Here is a 15,126-nt window from a genome sequence, read left to right as displayed (position 1 = left end):
TGTCGATTCCGCCGGACGTCGTTCGTCGTATCATCGCAACCAACCAACCGAAGGAATGCCAAGATGCGTTTCATGATGCTGATGATCCCCGGCGGCTACGCAACCGCGGCTCCAGACGCCAGGCCCGAAGCCGAGGCCGTGGCGACGATGATGAAGTACAATGAAGAGCTGAAGCGCGCCGGCGTCCTGCTCACGCTCGACGGGCTGCATCCGCCGTCGACGGGCGCACGGGTCTCCTTCAAGGGCGGCAAGCCGGCCGTCACCGACGGCCCGTTTGCGGACGTGAAGGAAGTGCTCGGCGGCTACTGGATGATCGACGTGCGCTCCCGCGAGGAAGCCATCGAATGGGCGCGGCGCTGTCCCGCAGGGGAAAACGACACCATCGAGGTGCGGCGCGTCCTGGAGATGAGCGATTTTCCCGAAGACGTCCAGAAGGCGGCCGAAGGTTTCGGCGCACTGAAAGGTTGACCGCCACGCAAAGCTTGAGGGATAGCAACCCCTCTGCCCTGCCGGGCATCTTCCCCCCAAGGAAGAAAATGGCAGCCTCGGCGGCTGCGCGTCACCTTTATCTGAGCACGCGGCAGCGGCCGTTATAGACCATCCAGCGGTCGAAGCCCGAGACGCAGAACTCGACATTGTCGCCGATCGAGGCAAAACCCTGGCCTTCCTCGATCAGGTAGAAGATCGAGCGGTCGCGGCCGTCCGACAGGTTGACGGTGGCGCGGCAGTAATGGCGGCCGATCGGCCATTCGTCACTCGCCGGCTCATAGCGATGCTGGCGGATGTTGCGGAAATCGGTGATCGCGACGTCCGGCAGATGCGGCACGTGATGCACCTGATAGGAGAAACGGTCGGTGATCTTGCTCAGCACCCAACTTTTGCCGCAGACGCTGCCATCGTCCCCGCTGTACACGGAAAGGTCGGCGGCATGCGCCGCCTGGCTGAAACCCAGCGAGGTGGCCATCGGAGTGCATAGCGAAATCAGCGCGGCAAGGGCGGAATGGGCGAAGCGAGTCATGACAGCCTCTCAAGGTCGATTGCACGCACTGTGCGGATTCGCTTGGCGGCGGTCAAGCGGGTGCGAAAACAATGGTTTCCGCAAAATTTCGTTCCGCGCCTCACCGGCTAATTGGGTTGTATTGATATTCAGGTCAGGCGGAGCCGAAAATGGTGGCTCCAGAGAACCGGCCTACGCCGGCCGTAGCCTTAATTTAGCTGCCGCGCCACTCGTGAGTGCTTCGGCCGGCGAAGGCCGGAAGCACAGGAAGCCGCCATTTGCAGGCGGGCATCACCTGAATATCAATACAACCTAAAGCGTGCCGGCAAGCAGCAGCCCGCCGATGACGGCGATGTTGATCAGGAACGCATTGCGCAGAACCTGGCGCTCCGGCTCCTCACAGGCCCAGAAACGCAGCAGCATTAGGTTCGTCGCCAGCGTGAAGATGATCAGCGCGCAGGCGGCGAAGGGCCGGGCTATGCCGGCAGCAAGCAGGAAACCCGCAATGATCTCGACCACCGAACCGGCGGCCAGCATCAAGGCCGGAGCCGGAAATTTCTGGGCGGCCAGATGGTCGCGCATCGCCCCGAATTTCAGGAAATGCTCGATGCCGGCGAAGACGAACACGCCGCCGATGAGAAGAGCGCCAAGCGCCTGGATCATGGCGGCCTCCTCTCGACGAGTGCTTTGCTCCGCTCAGTCCTCAGGGACGAAGGCAGGGTTGTAGACGACCTCCCACAAATGATCGTCGGGATCCTGGAAGTAGCCGGCATAGCCGCCCCAGAAGGTCTTTTGCGCCGGCTTGACCACGCGCGCGCCGGCCTTGACGGCCTCGGCCATCACGGCGTCGACCTCGGCCTCGCTGCCGACATTGTGGCCGATGGTCAACTCGGTCGGGCTGCGGCCGCTCTGCGGCACTGTCGCGTCGTGGGCGATGCTGGAGCGCTCGAAGATCGCGAATTTCAGGCCGCCGGCGAGATCGAAGAAGACGACCGCGCCATGCTCGAATTCGCGGCCGATGATGCCTTCGGTCGGCAGGCCGAGGCCGTCGCGATAGAATTTGAGCGACGCTTCCAGATCGTCGACGCCGAGCGTCACTACGGTGATGCGAGCTTTCATTTCTCTCACTCCTTTCTATATTCGCGACCACAGTCGCAAACGGATGCGATCCGATGCGGGCGCGTGAAGCACCGTGAAACTCCATCCGTTTTGCCATGGGTGGCGTGGCCAGCCTTGAAGATTTCGGCCAAAATGACCGTCGCGCCGATCATATAGGAGAAGAGATGGAACCGGTCCTGGCGCAGACAACCGGCTACTTTCGGGAGCGGCCCGCCCCTCGGGGCTTGTCCGATGCCTTCTCCGCGGTCTGGGTCCACCGCATGGACGAGCGCGCCGTTCCGCCCATCGTCATCACGCCTGACGCCACGATCGACTTGCAATGGATCGACGGCCGCTTCCGCGTGGCCGGGCCGGACAAGGAGCCGCAGATCGAGACGCTGGCCGCCGGCGCGGTGATCATCGGCTTCCGCTTCCGTCCGGGCGCGGCCGCCGGCTGGCTCGGCGTGCCGGCCGGCGAAATCCTGGGCGGGCGGCTGGACCTCGGCGAAGTCTGGGACACGCGCGCCCGCGCGCTGACCGACCGCGTCAATGCGGCGCCCGATCTTGTCGACCTGATGCGGCAACTGGAAGAGACGGTCGGCATGCATACGCAGGGGCGCGATGCGCTCGACCCGCAGATGGGCCGGGCCTTCGACGTCATCCACGAGGGACTGTCGCCGGAAACGCCGCTGGTTCCATTCCTGCAGCGTCACCTGCATATGAGCGAGCGCACGCTGCGCCGGCGCTTCGACGACACTTTCGGATATGGTCCGAAGACGCTCGACCGCATCCTGCGCTTCCACCGTTTCCGCCGCCTGCAACGACAGCAGGGCGAAGCCTCAACCGCGCTGCTGGCCATCGAAGCCGGCTATGCCGACCAGGCACACCTGATCCGCGAAAGCCGGCGGCTGACCGGTGTGACGCCCTCGGCACTGGCATAAAAAAATACCGGCGCCCTACTCGCCCGCCAGCCACTCAACCATCCAGCGCGACGGCTGCCGGACGACAAGCGCTTTGTGCAGAGCCGGTAACAGGACCTTCAATTCACCTTCCAGCGTGTAGGGCGGATTGACCACGACCAGCCCGCTGCCGTCGAGGTTTGGCTCGTCCGAGGCAGGCCGTATCTCGAAGGCAATGTCGAGCAGCTTCGGAATGCCGGTTTCCTTCAGCGCGGCGCGGAAGGCGGTGACCGCCTTGCGGTCCTTGATCGGGTACCAGAGCGCATAGATGCCGCCCGGCCAGCGCCCGTGCGCCTTCTGCAGGCCTTCGACGAGCCGCGAGAACTCGCCCTCTTCCTCGAAAGGCGGATCGATGAGGACCAGGCCGCGCTTTTCCTTCGGCGGCAGTTGCGCGCCAAGCGCCAGCCAGCCGTCGAGCTCGATCACCCTTGCCTGGAAATCGCCGGCGAAAACCGATTTCAGCCGCGCGGCATCCCGGGGATGCAGCTCGATCGCCGTCAGCCGGTCCTGGTTGCGCAGGAGATGGCGCACGATCAGCGGCGAGCCGGGATAATGCTTGAGGCCGCCGGCGGGATTTTGCACGTGCACCGCGTCCATATAGGGCTGAAGCAGCGCCGCCGCTTGCGGATCGAGCGTGGCCTCGAACAGCCGGCCGATGCCGCCCTGCCACTCGCGGGTCTTGCCGGCCTCGAGCGAAGCAACATCATAGCGGCCGATGCCGGCATGGGTGTCGATGACGCGGAAGGCCTTGTCCTTCTGCTTGAGATATTCGACGAGGCGCGCGAGCACGGCATGCTTGACGACATCGGCGAAATTGCCCGCGTGGTAGGCGTGGCGATAGTTCATGCGCGCCTCACTCCAAAGAGCATGATGTCGACCGAAAACCGCTTCACACTTTTCGGCATCATGCTCGTGGCGAACCGTTGCGGCCCCAGCGCGGCGGTGGCGGCTGCGAATTGGGATTCTGCGGATGGCCTCCGCCGCGACGACCGAAGACCAGCGACAGCATCAGTCCGGCAAGGCCGATGCCCATCAGGGTATAGCCGGCCGGCTGCGCGCGTCCGTCGATCGAGCCGGTGCCGGCGCGCAGGATGAGATCGACTGCGCGCATATCGATGCCGTCGGCATCTCCGGGGCCGACGGTGAAGACGTAAGGACCGGGCGTGACCGCCTCGATGACGCCGGCCTCGTCGCGAAAGATCTTGTCGGGCAGTTGCGGGCTGACCTGGCGCGGATTGTCGGTGTGGTCGAAGGAAAGCGTCGAAGCCATCACCGTGCGGCCGCCGCTCGCCGCGGTCAGCGTCAGCACCGTGCGCTGCTGCCCGGCGACGCGCTCGGCCCGCGCGGTAAGGTCGACCAGCACCCTCACCGGCGCATCGCCAGCGGCGAGTTGCACGGTGACCGGCCGGAAGCGGCCGCCCTCATAGACGCGGTAGGTGCCGATGGCATGGCCGGAAAAATTGCTCATCGCCCAGGGATAGAAGATGCCGATGGCGGCGCCGGCAATGAGGAGAAGGACGGAGAGGAAACGCATTCAGAACCTTGGTTTTTCGGGGCGAGATGCCGCTATTTTTTGACAGTCTCGCTTCGGACCCGCTCCATCTCGTCCAGCAGCATTTCCAGGCCGAGATCGAAGGTCTTATCGAATTCGGTCATCCGAAAATAGCGACCGGCGGCGGCGACATTGGGAAAGTCGCGCACCAACTCCTCTTCGCTGACCGTGGTGACAGCCGACGGTCCCTTGGCATAGCCGGCGGTCTCGTCGAGCACCGCGCCCCCCAGATAATACCCGATGGCGCGGAACAGCCTTGCCGCCATCTCCTGGTCGAAGCCGCCGTCGTTGAACAGGCCGATGATGCCATTGAGGTAGGCAAGGCAGGTGGGCGAATTCATCCGGTAGCTGAGGAGATAGATCGCGAAGGCCGGGTGCTCGCGGCCGAGGCGGCGATAGTCGAGCACGGCCATGCGCATTCTTTCACGCCACGGCAAATCCGGATCCGGCATCTTTATCGAGCCGATCAGCCGGTCGACCAGCGCCTCATAGAGATGCGTCTGCGAGGGAAAGTGGTGGTAGATGCTCATCGCCTCGCAACCGAGCCTGGCGGCGAGCTTGCGCATCGAAAAGCCGGAAAGCCCTTCCCGCTCGATCACCTCGAAGGCGGCGCCCTCGATCATCTCGCGGGAGAGTTTTCCGCGGGTCCGCTTTTTTTTGCTCGATGCATCCATGGCCGCGCTTGACAACTTACACTGTAAGGTTCATTTTCGACACACCTTACATCGTAAGGCTAACAAAAACCAGAGGAGAACATCATGTCAGTCATTCGCATAGTCTCTACCGTGCATTCCTGCCTTCGTTCCGCCTCGCTCACCGCCGCGGCGGGCGTGTTTGCCGCCGTGCTGGCTTCCGCGCCTGCCCGGGCCGATGATTATGACGCCGCCCTCAAGGACATCCAGTCGACGATGGGCGGCGTGCCGAGCTTCGTGAAACAGTTCCCGAAAGCCGGTCTGCCCGGCGCGTGGGCCGAGGTCAAGGCCATCGAGCTCAGCGACAAGACGGCGCTGCCGCCGAAGGTCAAATCGCTGATCTCGCTGGCGGTCGCGGCGCAGATCCCGTGCAGTTACTGCATCTGGTCCGACACCCAGGACGCCAAGCGCGCCGGCGCCACCGACGAGGAGATCCAGGAGGCCGTCGCGATGTCCGCGCTGACCCGCCACTGGAGCACGATCTTCAACGGCATGCAGGTCGATTTCGACCAGTTCAAGAAAGAGATGGGCGGGGAGTAAGGCTTATCTCGGCAAAACGGGCGGACGGGGACATCCCGCCGCTTTCACCGTACTGACATCGGGGCTCCAACCAAGCTTGTGGATTCGCCGCAGCCGCTGCTCTATAGGAACAGCGCCTGAAAAAGCCGGCACGGATCCGATGTCGACCCGGCGCCGGCCGGGCCGACATCCGAGAATTGCCCGTTCGCAGGCCCTCGGATAGCGCTTCCGCCTTGACCGGGCGGCTCATTGGAGACCCGATTGAAGCGAGCGATATCGATAATCGTCACTTTGGCGCTGCTGGCATGGCTTGCCAGCGAGCAGCGCTGGAAGATGGTCGGCGATGCCTTTGTCAGCATCACGCCCGGCGCTTTCGCGGCGGTGGCGGCGGCGCTGTTCGTCACCTATGTGCTGCGGGCATTGCGTGTCTGCGACGAGTTCCGCGACGATGTGAACGGCCGCTTCGGCGCTACGCTTCGCGTCATCCTGATCCACAATGCCATGATCAACATCGTGCCGTTCCGTGGCGGCGAGACGGCCTTCCCGATCCTGTTGCGCCAGGTGTTCGGCGTGTCGATCGTGCGCGCCAGCGCTTCGCTCCTGTGGTTCAGGCTGCAGGACGCTTTCGTCGTCGGCGTGCTTGCCTGCCTCGTCTGGCCGGGCCTGCATCCGGCGCTCAGGGCCGCCGGCATCGCGGCGCTGATCACCGCCGCATGGTATCTGCCGCGCTGGGCTCGCGCGCCGCACAACTGGGCGGCGGGCGGCAGGATCGTCTCGAAATTCGGCAAATTGCGCGACATCTTCACCGAAGCGACGGGGCGCTCGCGCTACGGCTGGTGGTGGACGATCGCCAACTGGGCGCTGAAGCTCGGCGTGCAGGGCTGGCTGCTCGCCATGCTGCTCGGCACCTCGTTCCAGGGCGCCTTTCCCGGCGCGGTCGGCGCGGAAGCCGCCGCCATCCTGCCGGTGCAGGGTGTCGCCGGCTTCGGCACCTATGAGGCGGGTGCCGCCGCGGCGCTGCTCTATTCCGGTATCGCCATGAAGGACGGCCTGCAGGCGGCACTCGCGCTGCATCTCTTCATCCTCTGCTCGGCGGTCGCAACCGGTGCGATCGCCTGGCTGTTCCCCTCGAAATCGACGCTGCCGGAAACCCCGGCGGCGGGACCGGCAAGGAAATGACCGCCATGAACGTGCTTCCCATCCCCGCTTCGGGATTGCCCGAGGGCGCCGTCATGCCCGAGCACAAGCTCTCCATCGTCGTCCCGATGTATAACGAGGCCGACAATGTCGAGCCGCTGCTTGTCCGCATCCATCAGGCGATGGAAAACTACAGCCAGCCCTGGGAAGTGGTGCTTGTGGATGACGGCAGCACCGATGCCACGCCCGCCGAGATTCGCCGTCTGGCGGCTCAATACGGGCCGCATGTGCATGGCGTGGAGCTGGTGCGCAACTTCAAGCAGACCGCGGCCATGCAGGCCGGCCTCGATGCCGCCCGCGGCGACGTCATCGCGACGCTCGACGGTGACCTGCAGAACGACCCGTTCGACATTCCGCGCATGGTCTATCGCCTGCTGACCGAGGATCTCGACCTCGTCGCCGGCTGGCGCAAGAATCGCCAGGAAGGGTTCTGGATGCGCCGCCTGCCCTCGCGCATCGCCAACAGGCTGATCGCGCGCGTCACCGGCGTGCAGCTCAAGGACTATGGCTGCAGCCTGAAGGTGTTCCGCGGCAGCGTCATCCGCAGCGTCAGGCTCTATGGCGAGATGCACCGCTTCATCCCGGCCTGGCTGGCGACGGTGACGACGCCGCGCCGCATAGCCCAGGAAGTGGTGACGCACCACGCCCGCATCCACGGCCAGTCGAAATACGGCATCTCGCGCACCTTCCGGGTGGTGCTGGACCTCGTTTTCATGTTCTTCTTCATGCGCTACCGCACGCGGCCCGGCCATTTCTTCGGCGGCATCGGCATCGTGCTGGGCGTGCTCGGCTCGCTGATCCTTGCCTATCTGTTTGCGGTGAAAGTGTTCCTGGGACAGGACATCGGCACGCGGCCGATGCTCATCACCGGCTTCTTCCTGGTGATCGCCGGGCTGCAGGCGATAACGTCGGGCGTGCTGGCCGAGATGCTGTCGCGCGTCTATCTCGAGGCCAACGGCGCGCTCGCCTATGTGGCGCGGCCGCAGCCAGCTCATGGCGAGGACGACGGCTGGCATTGGCCGATCAATCCGGGGCCGAGCAAGCTGGGGCCGAGCAAGCCGGCGACCGGGAAGGCAAAACCGCGCCGGAAATGATCCGGCAGGCCCAGCATCGATAGCAGCCCACATTGCCAACCACACCGATTTCGCGCAACGGTTTTCGCGACGGGAACGACCGCGAATGAGCGATGCCGGGGGCCGAAGGAACCATCCTTATTACCGGAGCGCGCGCGCCGGTGGCGCTGCATCTGGCGCGCCTTCTCCATGGCGCCGGGCACAGGGTGGTCCTGGCCGACACGCCGGCGCGGCCGATCGCGGCAACGAGCAAGGCCGCGGCGCGTTACCACCGGACGCCGCCGCCGCGCTTCGAACCGCGGGCCTATGCCGAAGCAGTTGAGGCGCTGATCCGGACTGAAGGCATCGGCCTCGTCATCCCGACCTGCGAGGAAGTCTTTCACCTGGCGCTGGCCTGGCGCGGCAGGACCATGCCGGCAAAAGTGTTCGCACCCGCCATCGAGACGTTGGCCGAGGTTCACAACAAGCACAGCTTCATCCGGCTCGCTGAACGGCTCGGGGTGGAGGTGCCGGAAACGACGCTGCTCAGATCGCGCGACGATATCGAAGCCATGCGCGACCGTTCGCGAGCCCTCGTGTTCAAGCCCGTCTGGTCGCGCTTTGCCAGGCATGTGCTGTTGCGCCCGCCGCCGCAAGCGCTCGACGCCTTTGCGCCCTCGCCTGCCATGCCCTGGGTGGCGCAGCGTTTTGTCGAAGGCGAGGAGATCAGCGCCTATGCGGTGGCGCGAGAAGGCAGGCTCAAGGCGCTGGCGCTCTACCGCTCGCTCTATCGCGCCGGCAAGGGCGCCGGCATCTTCTTCGAGCGCGTCGAGGACGAGGCGGCGCGCGAGCTGGTCGTGCGCATCGTCGCCGGCACCTCGTGGACCGGGCAGATCTCCTTCGACCTGATGCGCGAACCGAGCGGCCGCGTGCTGCCGCTCGAATGCAATCCGCGCGCCGTGAGCGGACTGCATTTCCTGCGCGATCCGGCGCGGTTCGCGGATGCCGTGCTCGACGACGGTCCGGAAGTCACGCCCGACGTCACGGCGCCGCAAACGGTGCGGCTTGCGATGTGGATTTATGGGTTGCCGGCGGCGTTGCGTTCGGGCGGGCTCGGCCGCTTTCGCCAGGCGATGCGCGAGGGCCAGGAGTTGCTCGATTGGCCCGGCGATCCCGCGCCCGTGAGGGCGCAATGGCCGGCGCTGGCCGAGATCGCTGGCGTGGCCTTGCGTCAGCGGATCAGCCTGCAGGCGGCTTCGACGCGGGATATCGAGTGGAACGGGCCGGGTTGAGGCGGAGCCGCCTACATTCCAACGCTGGCGGGACAGCGCCCCCCTCTGTCCTGCCGGACATCTCCCCCACTTGGGGGGAGATCAGCAGTTTCGGCGCCTCGCTCATCTTGTAACGTCGGTGGTTGGCGAAAGCCGGCGTGACAGCCAATCTCCCCCACGTGGGGGAGATGTCCGGCAGGACAGAGGGGGCGCGAAGGAATGCGACCTCGCCATCCTTAGCCTCTGGGGCGAAGCAGAAGCTATCCGCTCAGCTATTGCTGATCTATCCGCTTCACCAAAAGCTGTAGGTCTAATGCCTTGAGCACAGCCAGCAGCATACTCAGCGGCGGATCCCCTTCGCTTAATGCCTCAATAAATGTGCCCAAAGTCATCCCGGCTTTCTTCGCTACAACATTCATGCCGATAGACTGCGCGACGCTGCTGATAGTGCGAGCGATAATCATGGCCTCACCATCTTCAAATGCGGCCTCGATAAAGGCTAACCGGTCCTCAGGGGTTTTAAGATAATCAAGAACGTCGAAACGCGTCGTATTAAGAGGCATCGCTCTAACTCCTTGAATTCGAGCTTATACCTAAAGCTCAATCTCATACACCCTCGGCTCACCGACAGCCGCCGGCGTCTTCCCTTCCATGATGGCCGCAATATCGCGGCGCAGGAAGTCGAGCGGCCCAATCACCGGCAGGGCTTGCGGCGGTAGCCGAGCATTGTCGCTGGCCGACTTCAGCACGCGGCGGTCCTGGTGCAGCGCGATGGTGAAGAGCGGCTTGAAGGCAAGCGCCTTCAGCTTGCCGAGCAGGCCCTGGCGCCGGCCGATCAGCCAGCCGACACCCTCGACGGTGCGCTCGTCGGCCTGGCGCAGATGGAAGGTGGTGGCAAGCACCAATCCGTCCTTGCCCCAATATTCAAGCTCGGCGATGCCGGGATGGCGGAAGCGGCCGATGGTTCTCGCGCGCTCGCCTTCCAGCAGCCGGCTGATCAGGCCCTGCTGGCGGTCCTCGCCGGTGTAGCTCGCCTCGACCCAACCCTCGCCGCCGGTCACCTCGACCCGCACCAGATGGCGCTTGGAAGTGAGCCCGCGCAGCAGGCCCTTATGGGTGAAATGGGTGTGGGTGGCATCGAGAATGTTTTCCGCCGCATCGATGACCGTCGACGTCGTCGACGAGCGCACCCGCCGCACGATGACGTCCTTGCCCTGCATGCAGTGCAGGTAGGGTTCGCCCTGCGGCGTGCCGGACGAGATGAAGACGACGCCGTCGCGCTCGATCGCGGCGTAGCGGCGGACCCGGTAATGCGGCATGGCGCCGACATGGCCGGGAATGGCGGTGCAGCGACCCTCGCCGTCATAGCGCCAGCCATGATAAGGGCATTCGATCTCGCCGCCGACGATCTTGCCGGTCGACAGCTCGACCAGCCGATGCGGACAGCGGTCGAACAACGCGGCAATGCCTTGCGCCGAGCGGAACAGCACCACAGGCTCGCCGTCGTACAGGATGCGCTTCGGCCGCTTGCCGATGTCGGCGGACAGGGCCACCGCCTGCCAGTGGTCTTCCCCGAGGCGCTCGCTCACAGTTCGAACCTCCTGAGCAGGGGAATGCCGACCCGCGCCAGCACCGTTTCCATGACGCGGATCGCCATGCGCCGACGGCGTGGAAGATGCCCGGCATAGACGGCGTTGTACTCGATCGCGGCGACCGCGCCGCGCCGGCGTTTGAAACCGGCAGCACCCGCGCTCATGTTGAAAAACAGGCCGCGTGCCGTGGCGTGGTCCTGCGCCATCGCCATCACCATGCGATAAAGCCCGTCGGCGACCGGCAGGCCGGTGTCGTAGCCGACGATCGGCTGGGTCAGCGTGCCGCCGTTTTCGAACAGGCCGGTGACGGCAACCAGTTCGCCGCCCGGCCGGCGCAGCCCCGTCAGGCTGATGATGCCGCGCCGGTGCATTTCGGCGATGTAGCGGGCGCTGTAGTGCGGGTTGAGCGGCGTGTACTTGTCGAGATAGAGCATGGTGTAGAGCATCTCGGCGCGGGCATAATCGGCCTCGGTGAAATCGCCATTGCCGAGCCGCTCGAAAGGTGTTGCGCGCAGGCGGGCGCGATCGCGCTTCATGTCGCGCGTCATCGCGGGTGCGGCGCTGCGATCGGCGAAGATGTAGATCTGGCGTGCCGCCAGCATGCGGAACCCCTCGGCCTTCAAGGCGGCAATGGTCGCCGGATCGGCGATATCGTTCAACGAGCGGATGACGATGGCGCGATCGGGGAAACGCGCGGTCAGGGCCGAGCGCAGCGACGCGACCGTCGGCCGGTCGAGCAGCGGCACCGGATTGGTCGAATAGAGCCAGTTGTTGAGCTGTGCCTGATGATCGAGGCCGCTCGCCCTGGCCAGCGGCGCGCAGGCGCCGATCAGCGCCTTTAACGCGCGCCGCAGCAGCGGGTGGGCGGCGAAGTTGCGCATCTCGTCCATCGCATAGTCGATATAAGCGCTGGTCGGACAACAGATGTAACAGTTGGGCGCCTCATCCGCATCGTTCAGCGTCAGCGGAAAAATGCGCCCGGCGACTTCGAATGTCTCGACTTTCGTGTTCAGGTTGGCGATAAGATCGCACACCGGCATCTCGTTGAAAAGGCTCGCAAAAGTCTCGACCTTTGCCGGCTTGTTTTCGACCCGGTCGGCTTGCCGCCCGGGCCTTCTTGCAGTCGCCGCAGCGCCGCTCATTGCGCCTGCTCGAGACGGCATTCGACGCGGCGCAGTTTGCGGCTTGTCTGCAGTGGCAGCGGCGCGCGAATGAGCGCGACGGTAGCGACCGCCTTTCGCGCATCCAGCAACGCCTGCACCGCATGGTGGGCGGCAGCAGCCGCATCGTCCGCGAGCGTCGGCGGAAGGCTGAGCTCGATGCTTTCCGGTCCGGTCTGTATGAGGCGAAAATCGTCGATGCGGCGGTCGGCCTTGAGCACGGCGTTGCGCAGCACATCCGGCGTGACCAGGATCGGGCCGTTCGCCGAGAAAAGCCGGAAGACATCGTCCATGCGGCCGACGATCTCGTCGACGCAGCGCAGCGACGAACCGCAGCGGCAAGGTTCTTTGGACAAGCGCAACAGGTCGTTCATCCGGTAGCGCGCCATGATCTGCGTCTGACGGCGAAAAGCCGTCACCAGCGGGGTTACCAGCCCCTCACCCGCCGGCTCGAATTCGAAGAAGACGGAGTCTTCCGCAAGATGCAGTCCGCCCTGCCGGCAGGTCACCGCGAACAGGCCTTCGGTCGCCATGTAGATCTGGCCGAGCGGCAGCCGGAAGAAATCCTCGGTAGCCGGACGGTCAACCGGATCGAGCGTTTCCGCCACGGAGAAGACACGCTTCGGCTGGAGCCGAAAGCTTTCGGCCGCGAAATGCCGCAGCATCTTTGGCGGCGCGATGATGACCGTCGGATCGAAGGCTTCGAGCGCGCCACGCCAGTTCTCCGGCTCCGATGTCAGGTCGAAGAAGGCGAGCTTGATCAGGTGCGATTTGCTGGCGCTGTCGTAAAGCCCGGTATTCTGCGGCAGGATGATCGCGACGCGCATGCCGCGCCAGAGAAGATCGGGCGCCGCCTTGGCGAGGATTGCGCCCAGCCAGCGGTATTTTTCGGCCTCGGAAATCACGAACAGGCCGCGATTGCCCGATGTGCCGGTACTGGCGCCGACCGTCAGCGCGCCGGCCCGGCCGTCACGCGCCAGGGCCGCCCAGGCTTCCGTGGCGGTAAAGCCGTGGATGTTGAAGTCTTCAAAGCGCGCCATCAGCAGCGCCTTCTCGGTCACCGGCAGGTCAGCAAGCCTGGCCGGCGCGTGGCGATAGAAAGGTGCGCGCGGCAGATCGCGGTCGAGGAAGCGCCGCAAGGCGGCCGCCTGCCAGCGCTCGAAATCCGCGCGGCTCTTGCGCGACACCCAGCGCGTCAGGGCGAAGGAACCCGCCGCTTCCGCCAGCCCGTTCATGCGGCCTCCGGCGCGAGGTCATGGGATGTCGGCGCAGGATCGTGACAGAGCATCACCTCGCCGCCGGAGGCGAGGAAGCGGCGCAGCATGGCGCTGGTCGGCTCGATCGCCGCGGCATCCTCGGCGATCAATGTGGCCGGAAAGCCCGGCGTGCGGTTTTGGGTCAAGGCTGTGAGCAGCCATTGAACATCGACGGCGTAGAGCAGCGGCCGGTCAAGCCCGGTAAACAGCAGGCCGAACTGGCCATCGGCATGTCCGGGAAGATCGACCGCGATCACGCTGCCGTCGCCGAAAAGATCGACGCCTCCAGGAAGGCCATCTTGCGCCGCTATCTGTTGCTTGGTGGAGAGCCCGTCGAGCCGCGCTTCGAAATCGGCGGGGAAGAGTTCACTGAAGACGCCATGGCGCAGATTCTGCCCGGCCGTGCGCGCCTTGACCCGCGCCCAGGCGGCATCGCTGGCTATGAAGCGCGCGTTGCGAAACAGCGACAGGCCGGAAATGTGGTCGGCATGGAAATGGGTGACGATGACGGTGCGGATGTCATCGAGCGACAGGTTGAAACGCCGCAGCACCGGCAGAACCTGTTCGGCAGCGTTGAGCTGAGGTTTGAGCAGTGCGCCGTAGAGCCGCAGCATCCGGCCGCGCCGCTCACCGCTCAGCGCTTCCGGCGTGTAGCCGGTGTCGACAAGCGCCGGCCCGGCAGCCGGATGAAAGATCAGCCCGTAGCGGACGCGCAGCTTGACACGTTGCCAGCCGCCGCCGCGCAGGATCAATCGCTCGGCGGCGCTCACCCAGGCGCTGTTGGCGAAGACGATTCTCATGACCGCACGCCACCGGCAAAAGTGCGATCAAGCCCTTGTTCGAACGAGATTTTCGGCGTCCAGCCGAGCACCCGTTTCGCCCTGGATAAATCGAGGCTTTGCGCATAGGCAAAGAGGCCGAGCCCATAGCGCGTGACCGGCGGCTCGGGGCGGCCGGGCAGCCGAAGCGCCACCGCTTCCATCAGTCCCGCCGCCAGCATAGCCGGCATGAGCGGCATCGGCCGCCAGCGCGCGTGCAAGCCGGCGCGGATGCAGGCTTCGTCGGCGATGCGGCGGACCGGCAGCACCTCGCCGCCGGAAATGTTGAAGACCTGGCGCTCGGCCTCCCCGGGTGCCGCGAGCGCCGCCACCACCGCGTCGACCGCATCGTCGACATGGGTGAGGTCGATGGCCGCGCGGCCATCGCGAAACAGCGGCAGCGGCCGGCTTTTTGCCGCCTTGATCAGGCGCGGCAGCAGCGCCCGATCGCCGGCGCCATAGATGCCGCGCGGCCTCAACACCAGCGGATGGATGCCGGGCTGGCCAAGCACGATCTTCTCCGACATGCACTTGGTGCGGGCATAGTGATTGACAGGTTCCGGCAAAGCCGCGTCCTCACTGAGATCAAGCTGGTCACGAAATGCAAAAGAGACCGACGGGCTGGAGATGTGGACGAAGCGGCTCACGCCCTGCCGTTTTGCGAAATCGACGAGGTTGCGCGTCGCCACCACATTAGCCACCACGAAATCCGCGAGGCGGCCGAAGGGCGAAGAGAGCGCGGCGCAATGGATGATCCGTTCGACCCTGCCGAGCCTGGGGTCGAGCGCGCCATCGAGCGGCTGCGCGAGATCGTGGCGGATGATGCGATGGCCGCCGGCTTCGAGCGCGGCGCAGCGTGCTCCATCGCGACCGAGGCCGAGCGCCAGCGTGCCGGATGCGGCCAGTCGCTCGAGCACATGGGAGCCGAGGAAGCCGCTGGCGCCGGTGACGAGCACGGCCATC

At 65.3% G+C, this 15,126-nt stretch carries 18 protein-coding genes; 6 read left to right on the top strand and 12 right to left on the bottom strand.

Features of this window, described 5'->3' with window-relative positions:
* Positions 1-63: 63 nt before the first annotated feature.
* Entirely contained in the window at positions 64-468 is a 405-nt protein-coding gene (locus RFM68_RS20615) for a YciI family protein (protein WP_320234842.1), read from the top strand.
* Positions 469-565: 97 nt separating this feature from the next.
* On the opposite strand, the gene RFM68_RS20610 is transcribed toward RFM68_RS20615, so the two are convergent.
* The 3 genes from RFM68_RS20610 to RFM68_RS20600 form a co-directional block, all read right to left on the bottom strand.
* Complete coding sequence (locus RFM68_RS20610; protein ID WP_320234841.1) at positions 566-1,018, bottom strand: hypothetical protein; 453 nt, start codon at positions 1,016-1,018, stop codon at positions 566-568.
* 291 nt (positions 1,019-1,309) lie between these two features.
* Positions 1,310-1,660: a DoxX family protein gene (locus RFM68_RS20605; RefSeq protein WP_320234840.1), complete on the bottom strand. Its 351-nt coding sequence runs from the start codon at positions 1,658-1,660 to the stop codon at positions 1,310-1,312.
* Positions 1,661-1,693: 33 nt separating this feature from the next.
* Positions 1,694-2,116, bottom strand: coding sequence for a VOC family protein (locus RFM68_RS20600; RefSeq protein WP_320234839.1), 423 nt, complete (start codon positions 2,114-2,116; stop codon positions 1,694-1,696).
* Positions 2,117-2,280: 164 nt separating this feature from the next.
* On the opposite strand from RFM68_RS20600, the gene RFM68_RS20595 reads away from it, so the two are divergent.
* Complete coding sequence (locus tag RFM68_RS20595) at positions 2,281-3,036, top strand: helix-turn-helix domain-containing protein (RefSeq protein WP_320234838.1); 756 nt, start codon at positions 2,281-2,283, stop codon at positions 3,034-3,036.
* A gap of 15 nt (positions 3,037-3,051) precedes the next feature.
* On the opposite strand, the gene RFM68_RS20590 is transcribed toward RFM68_RS20595, so the two are convergent.
* Genes RFM68_RS20590 through RFM68_RS20580 form a run of 3 tightly spaced genes read right to left on the bottom strand, consistent with a single transcriptional unit; the run spans position 3,052 to position 5,229 of the window.
* Positions 3,052-3,900: a 23S rRNA (adenine(2030)-N(6))-methyltransferase RlmJ gene (locus RFM68_RS20590; RefSeq protein ID WP_320234837.1), complete on the bottom strand. Its 849-nt coding sequence runs from the start codon at positions 3,898-3,900 to the stop codon at positions 3,052-3,054.
* Positions 3,901-3,958: 58 nt separating this feature from the next.
* Positions 3,959-4,588: a hypothetical protein gene (locus RFM68_RS20585; protein ID WP_320234836.1), complete on the bottom strand. Its 630-nt coding sequence runs from the start codon at positions 4,586-4,588 to the stop codon at positions 3,959-3,961.
* A 32-nt stretch (positions 4,589-4,620) separates the two neighbouring features.
* Entirely contained in the window at positions 4,621-5,229 is a 609-nt protein-coding gene (locus tag RFM68_RS20580) for a TetR/AcrR family transcriptional regulator (RefSeq protein WP_320234835.1), read from the bottom strand.
* A 135-nt stretch (positions 5,230-5,364) separates the two neighbouring features.
* Between RFM68_RS20580 and RFM68_RS20575 the strand changes: the two genes are divergently transcribed.
* The 4 genes from RFM68_RS20575 (at position 5,365) to RFM68_RS20560 (ending at position 9,358) form a co-directional block, all read left to right on the top strand.
* On the top strand, positions 5,365-5,838 hold the full coding sequence (locus tag RFM68_RS20575) for a carboxymuconolactone decarboxylase family protein (RefSeq protein ID WP_320234834.1): 474 nt from the start codon (positions 5,365-5,367) through the stop codon (positions 5,836-5,838).
* A gap of 240 nt (positions 5,839-6,078) precedes the next feature.
* Entirely contained in the window at positions 6,079-6,996 is a 918-nt protein-coding gene (locus RFM68_RS20570; RefSeq protein WP_320234833.1) for a lysylphosphatidylglycerol synthase domain-containing protein, read from the top strand.
* A gap of 5 nt (positions 6,997-7,001) precedes the next feature.
* The gene (locus tag RFM68_RS20565; RefSeq protein ID WP_320234832.1) at positions 7,002-8,108 is read left to right on the top strand and encodes a glycosyltransferase family 2 protein; all 1,107 of its coding nucleotides are present in this window, start codon (positions 7,002-7,004) and stop codon (positions 8,106-8,108) included.
* Between the two features lie 92 nt (positions 8,109-8,200).
* Positions 8,201-9,358, top strand: coding sequence for an ATP-grasp domain-containing protein (locus tag RFM68_RS20560; protein WP_320234831.1), 1,158 nt, complete (start codon positions 8,201-8,203; stop codon positions 9,356-9,358).
* Between the two features lie 251 nt (positions 9,359-9,609).
* Here RFM68_RS20560 and RFM68_RS20555 read toward each other — a convergent pair whose 3' ends face one another.
* The 6 genes from RFM68_RS20555 to RFM68_RS20530 are packed head-to-tail and all read right to left on the bottom strand — an operon-like array spanning position 9,610 to position 15,125.
* Positions 9,610-9,900 (bottom strand): addiction module antidote protein, encoded by a 291-nt coding sequence (locus tag RFM68_RS20555; protein ID WP_320234830.1) that lies wholly within the window; start codon positions 9,898-9,900, stop codon positions 9,610-9,612.
* Positions 9,901-9,930: 30 nt separating this feature from the next.
* Positions 9,931-10,926, bottom strand: coding sequence for a Rieske 2Fe-2S domain-containing protein (locus RFM68_RS20550; protein ID WP_320234829.1), 996 nt, complete (start codon positions 10,924-10,926; stop codon positions 9,931-9,933).
* A complete protein-coding gene (locus RFM68_RS20545; protein WP_320234828.1) occupies positions 10,923-12,071 on the bottom strand; it encodes a GNAT family N-acetyltransferase in 1,149 nt (382 codons plus the stop codon). The genes RFM68_RS20550 and RFM68_RS20545 overlap by 4 nt, the downstream gene beginning before the upstream one ends.
* A complete protein-coding gene (locus RFM68_RS20540; protein ID WP_320234827.1) occupies positions 12,068-13,324 on the bottom strand; it encodes a F390 synthetase-related protein in 1,257 nt (418 codons plus the stop codon). The genes RFM68_RS20545 and RFM68_RS20540 overlap by 4 nt, the downstream gene beginning before the upstream one ends.
* Positions 13,321-14,145: an MBL fold metallo-hydrolase gene (locus tag RFM68_RS20535; protein WP_320234826.1), complete on the bottom strand. Its 825-nt coding sequence runs from the start codon at positions 14,143-14,145 to the stop codon at positions 13,321-13,323. The genes RFM68_RS20540 and RFM68_RS20535 overlap by 4 nt, the downstream gene beginning before the upstream one ends.
* On the bottom strand, positions 14,142-15,125 hold the full coding sequence (locus RFM68_RS20530; RefSeq protein ID WP_320234825.1) for an NAD-dependent epimerase/dehydratase family protein: 984 nt from the start codon (positions 15,123-15,125) through the stop codon (positions 14,142-14,144). The genes RFM68_RS20535 and RFM68_RS20530 overlap by 4 nt, the downstream gene beginning before the upstream one ends.
* Position 15,126 lies beyond the last annotated feature (1 nt).

The organism is Mesorhizobium montanum (assembly GCF_033977145.1).
GTDB lineage: Bacteria > Pseudomonadota > Alphaproteobacteria > Rhizobiales > Rhizobiaceae > Mesorhizobium > Mesorhizobium montanum.
Note: the sequence above shows the minus strand (reverse complement) of the source record. Positions and strands in the feature narration are given on the sequence as shown.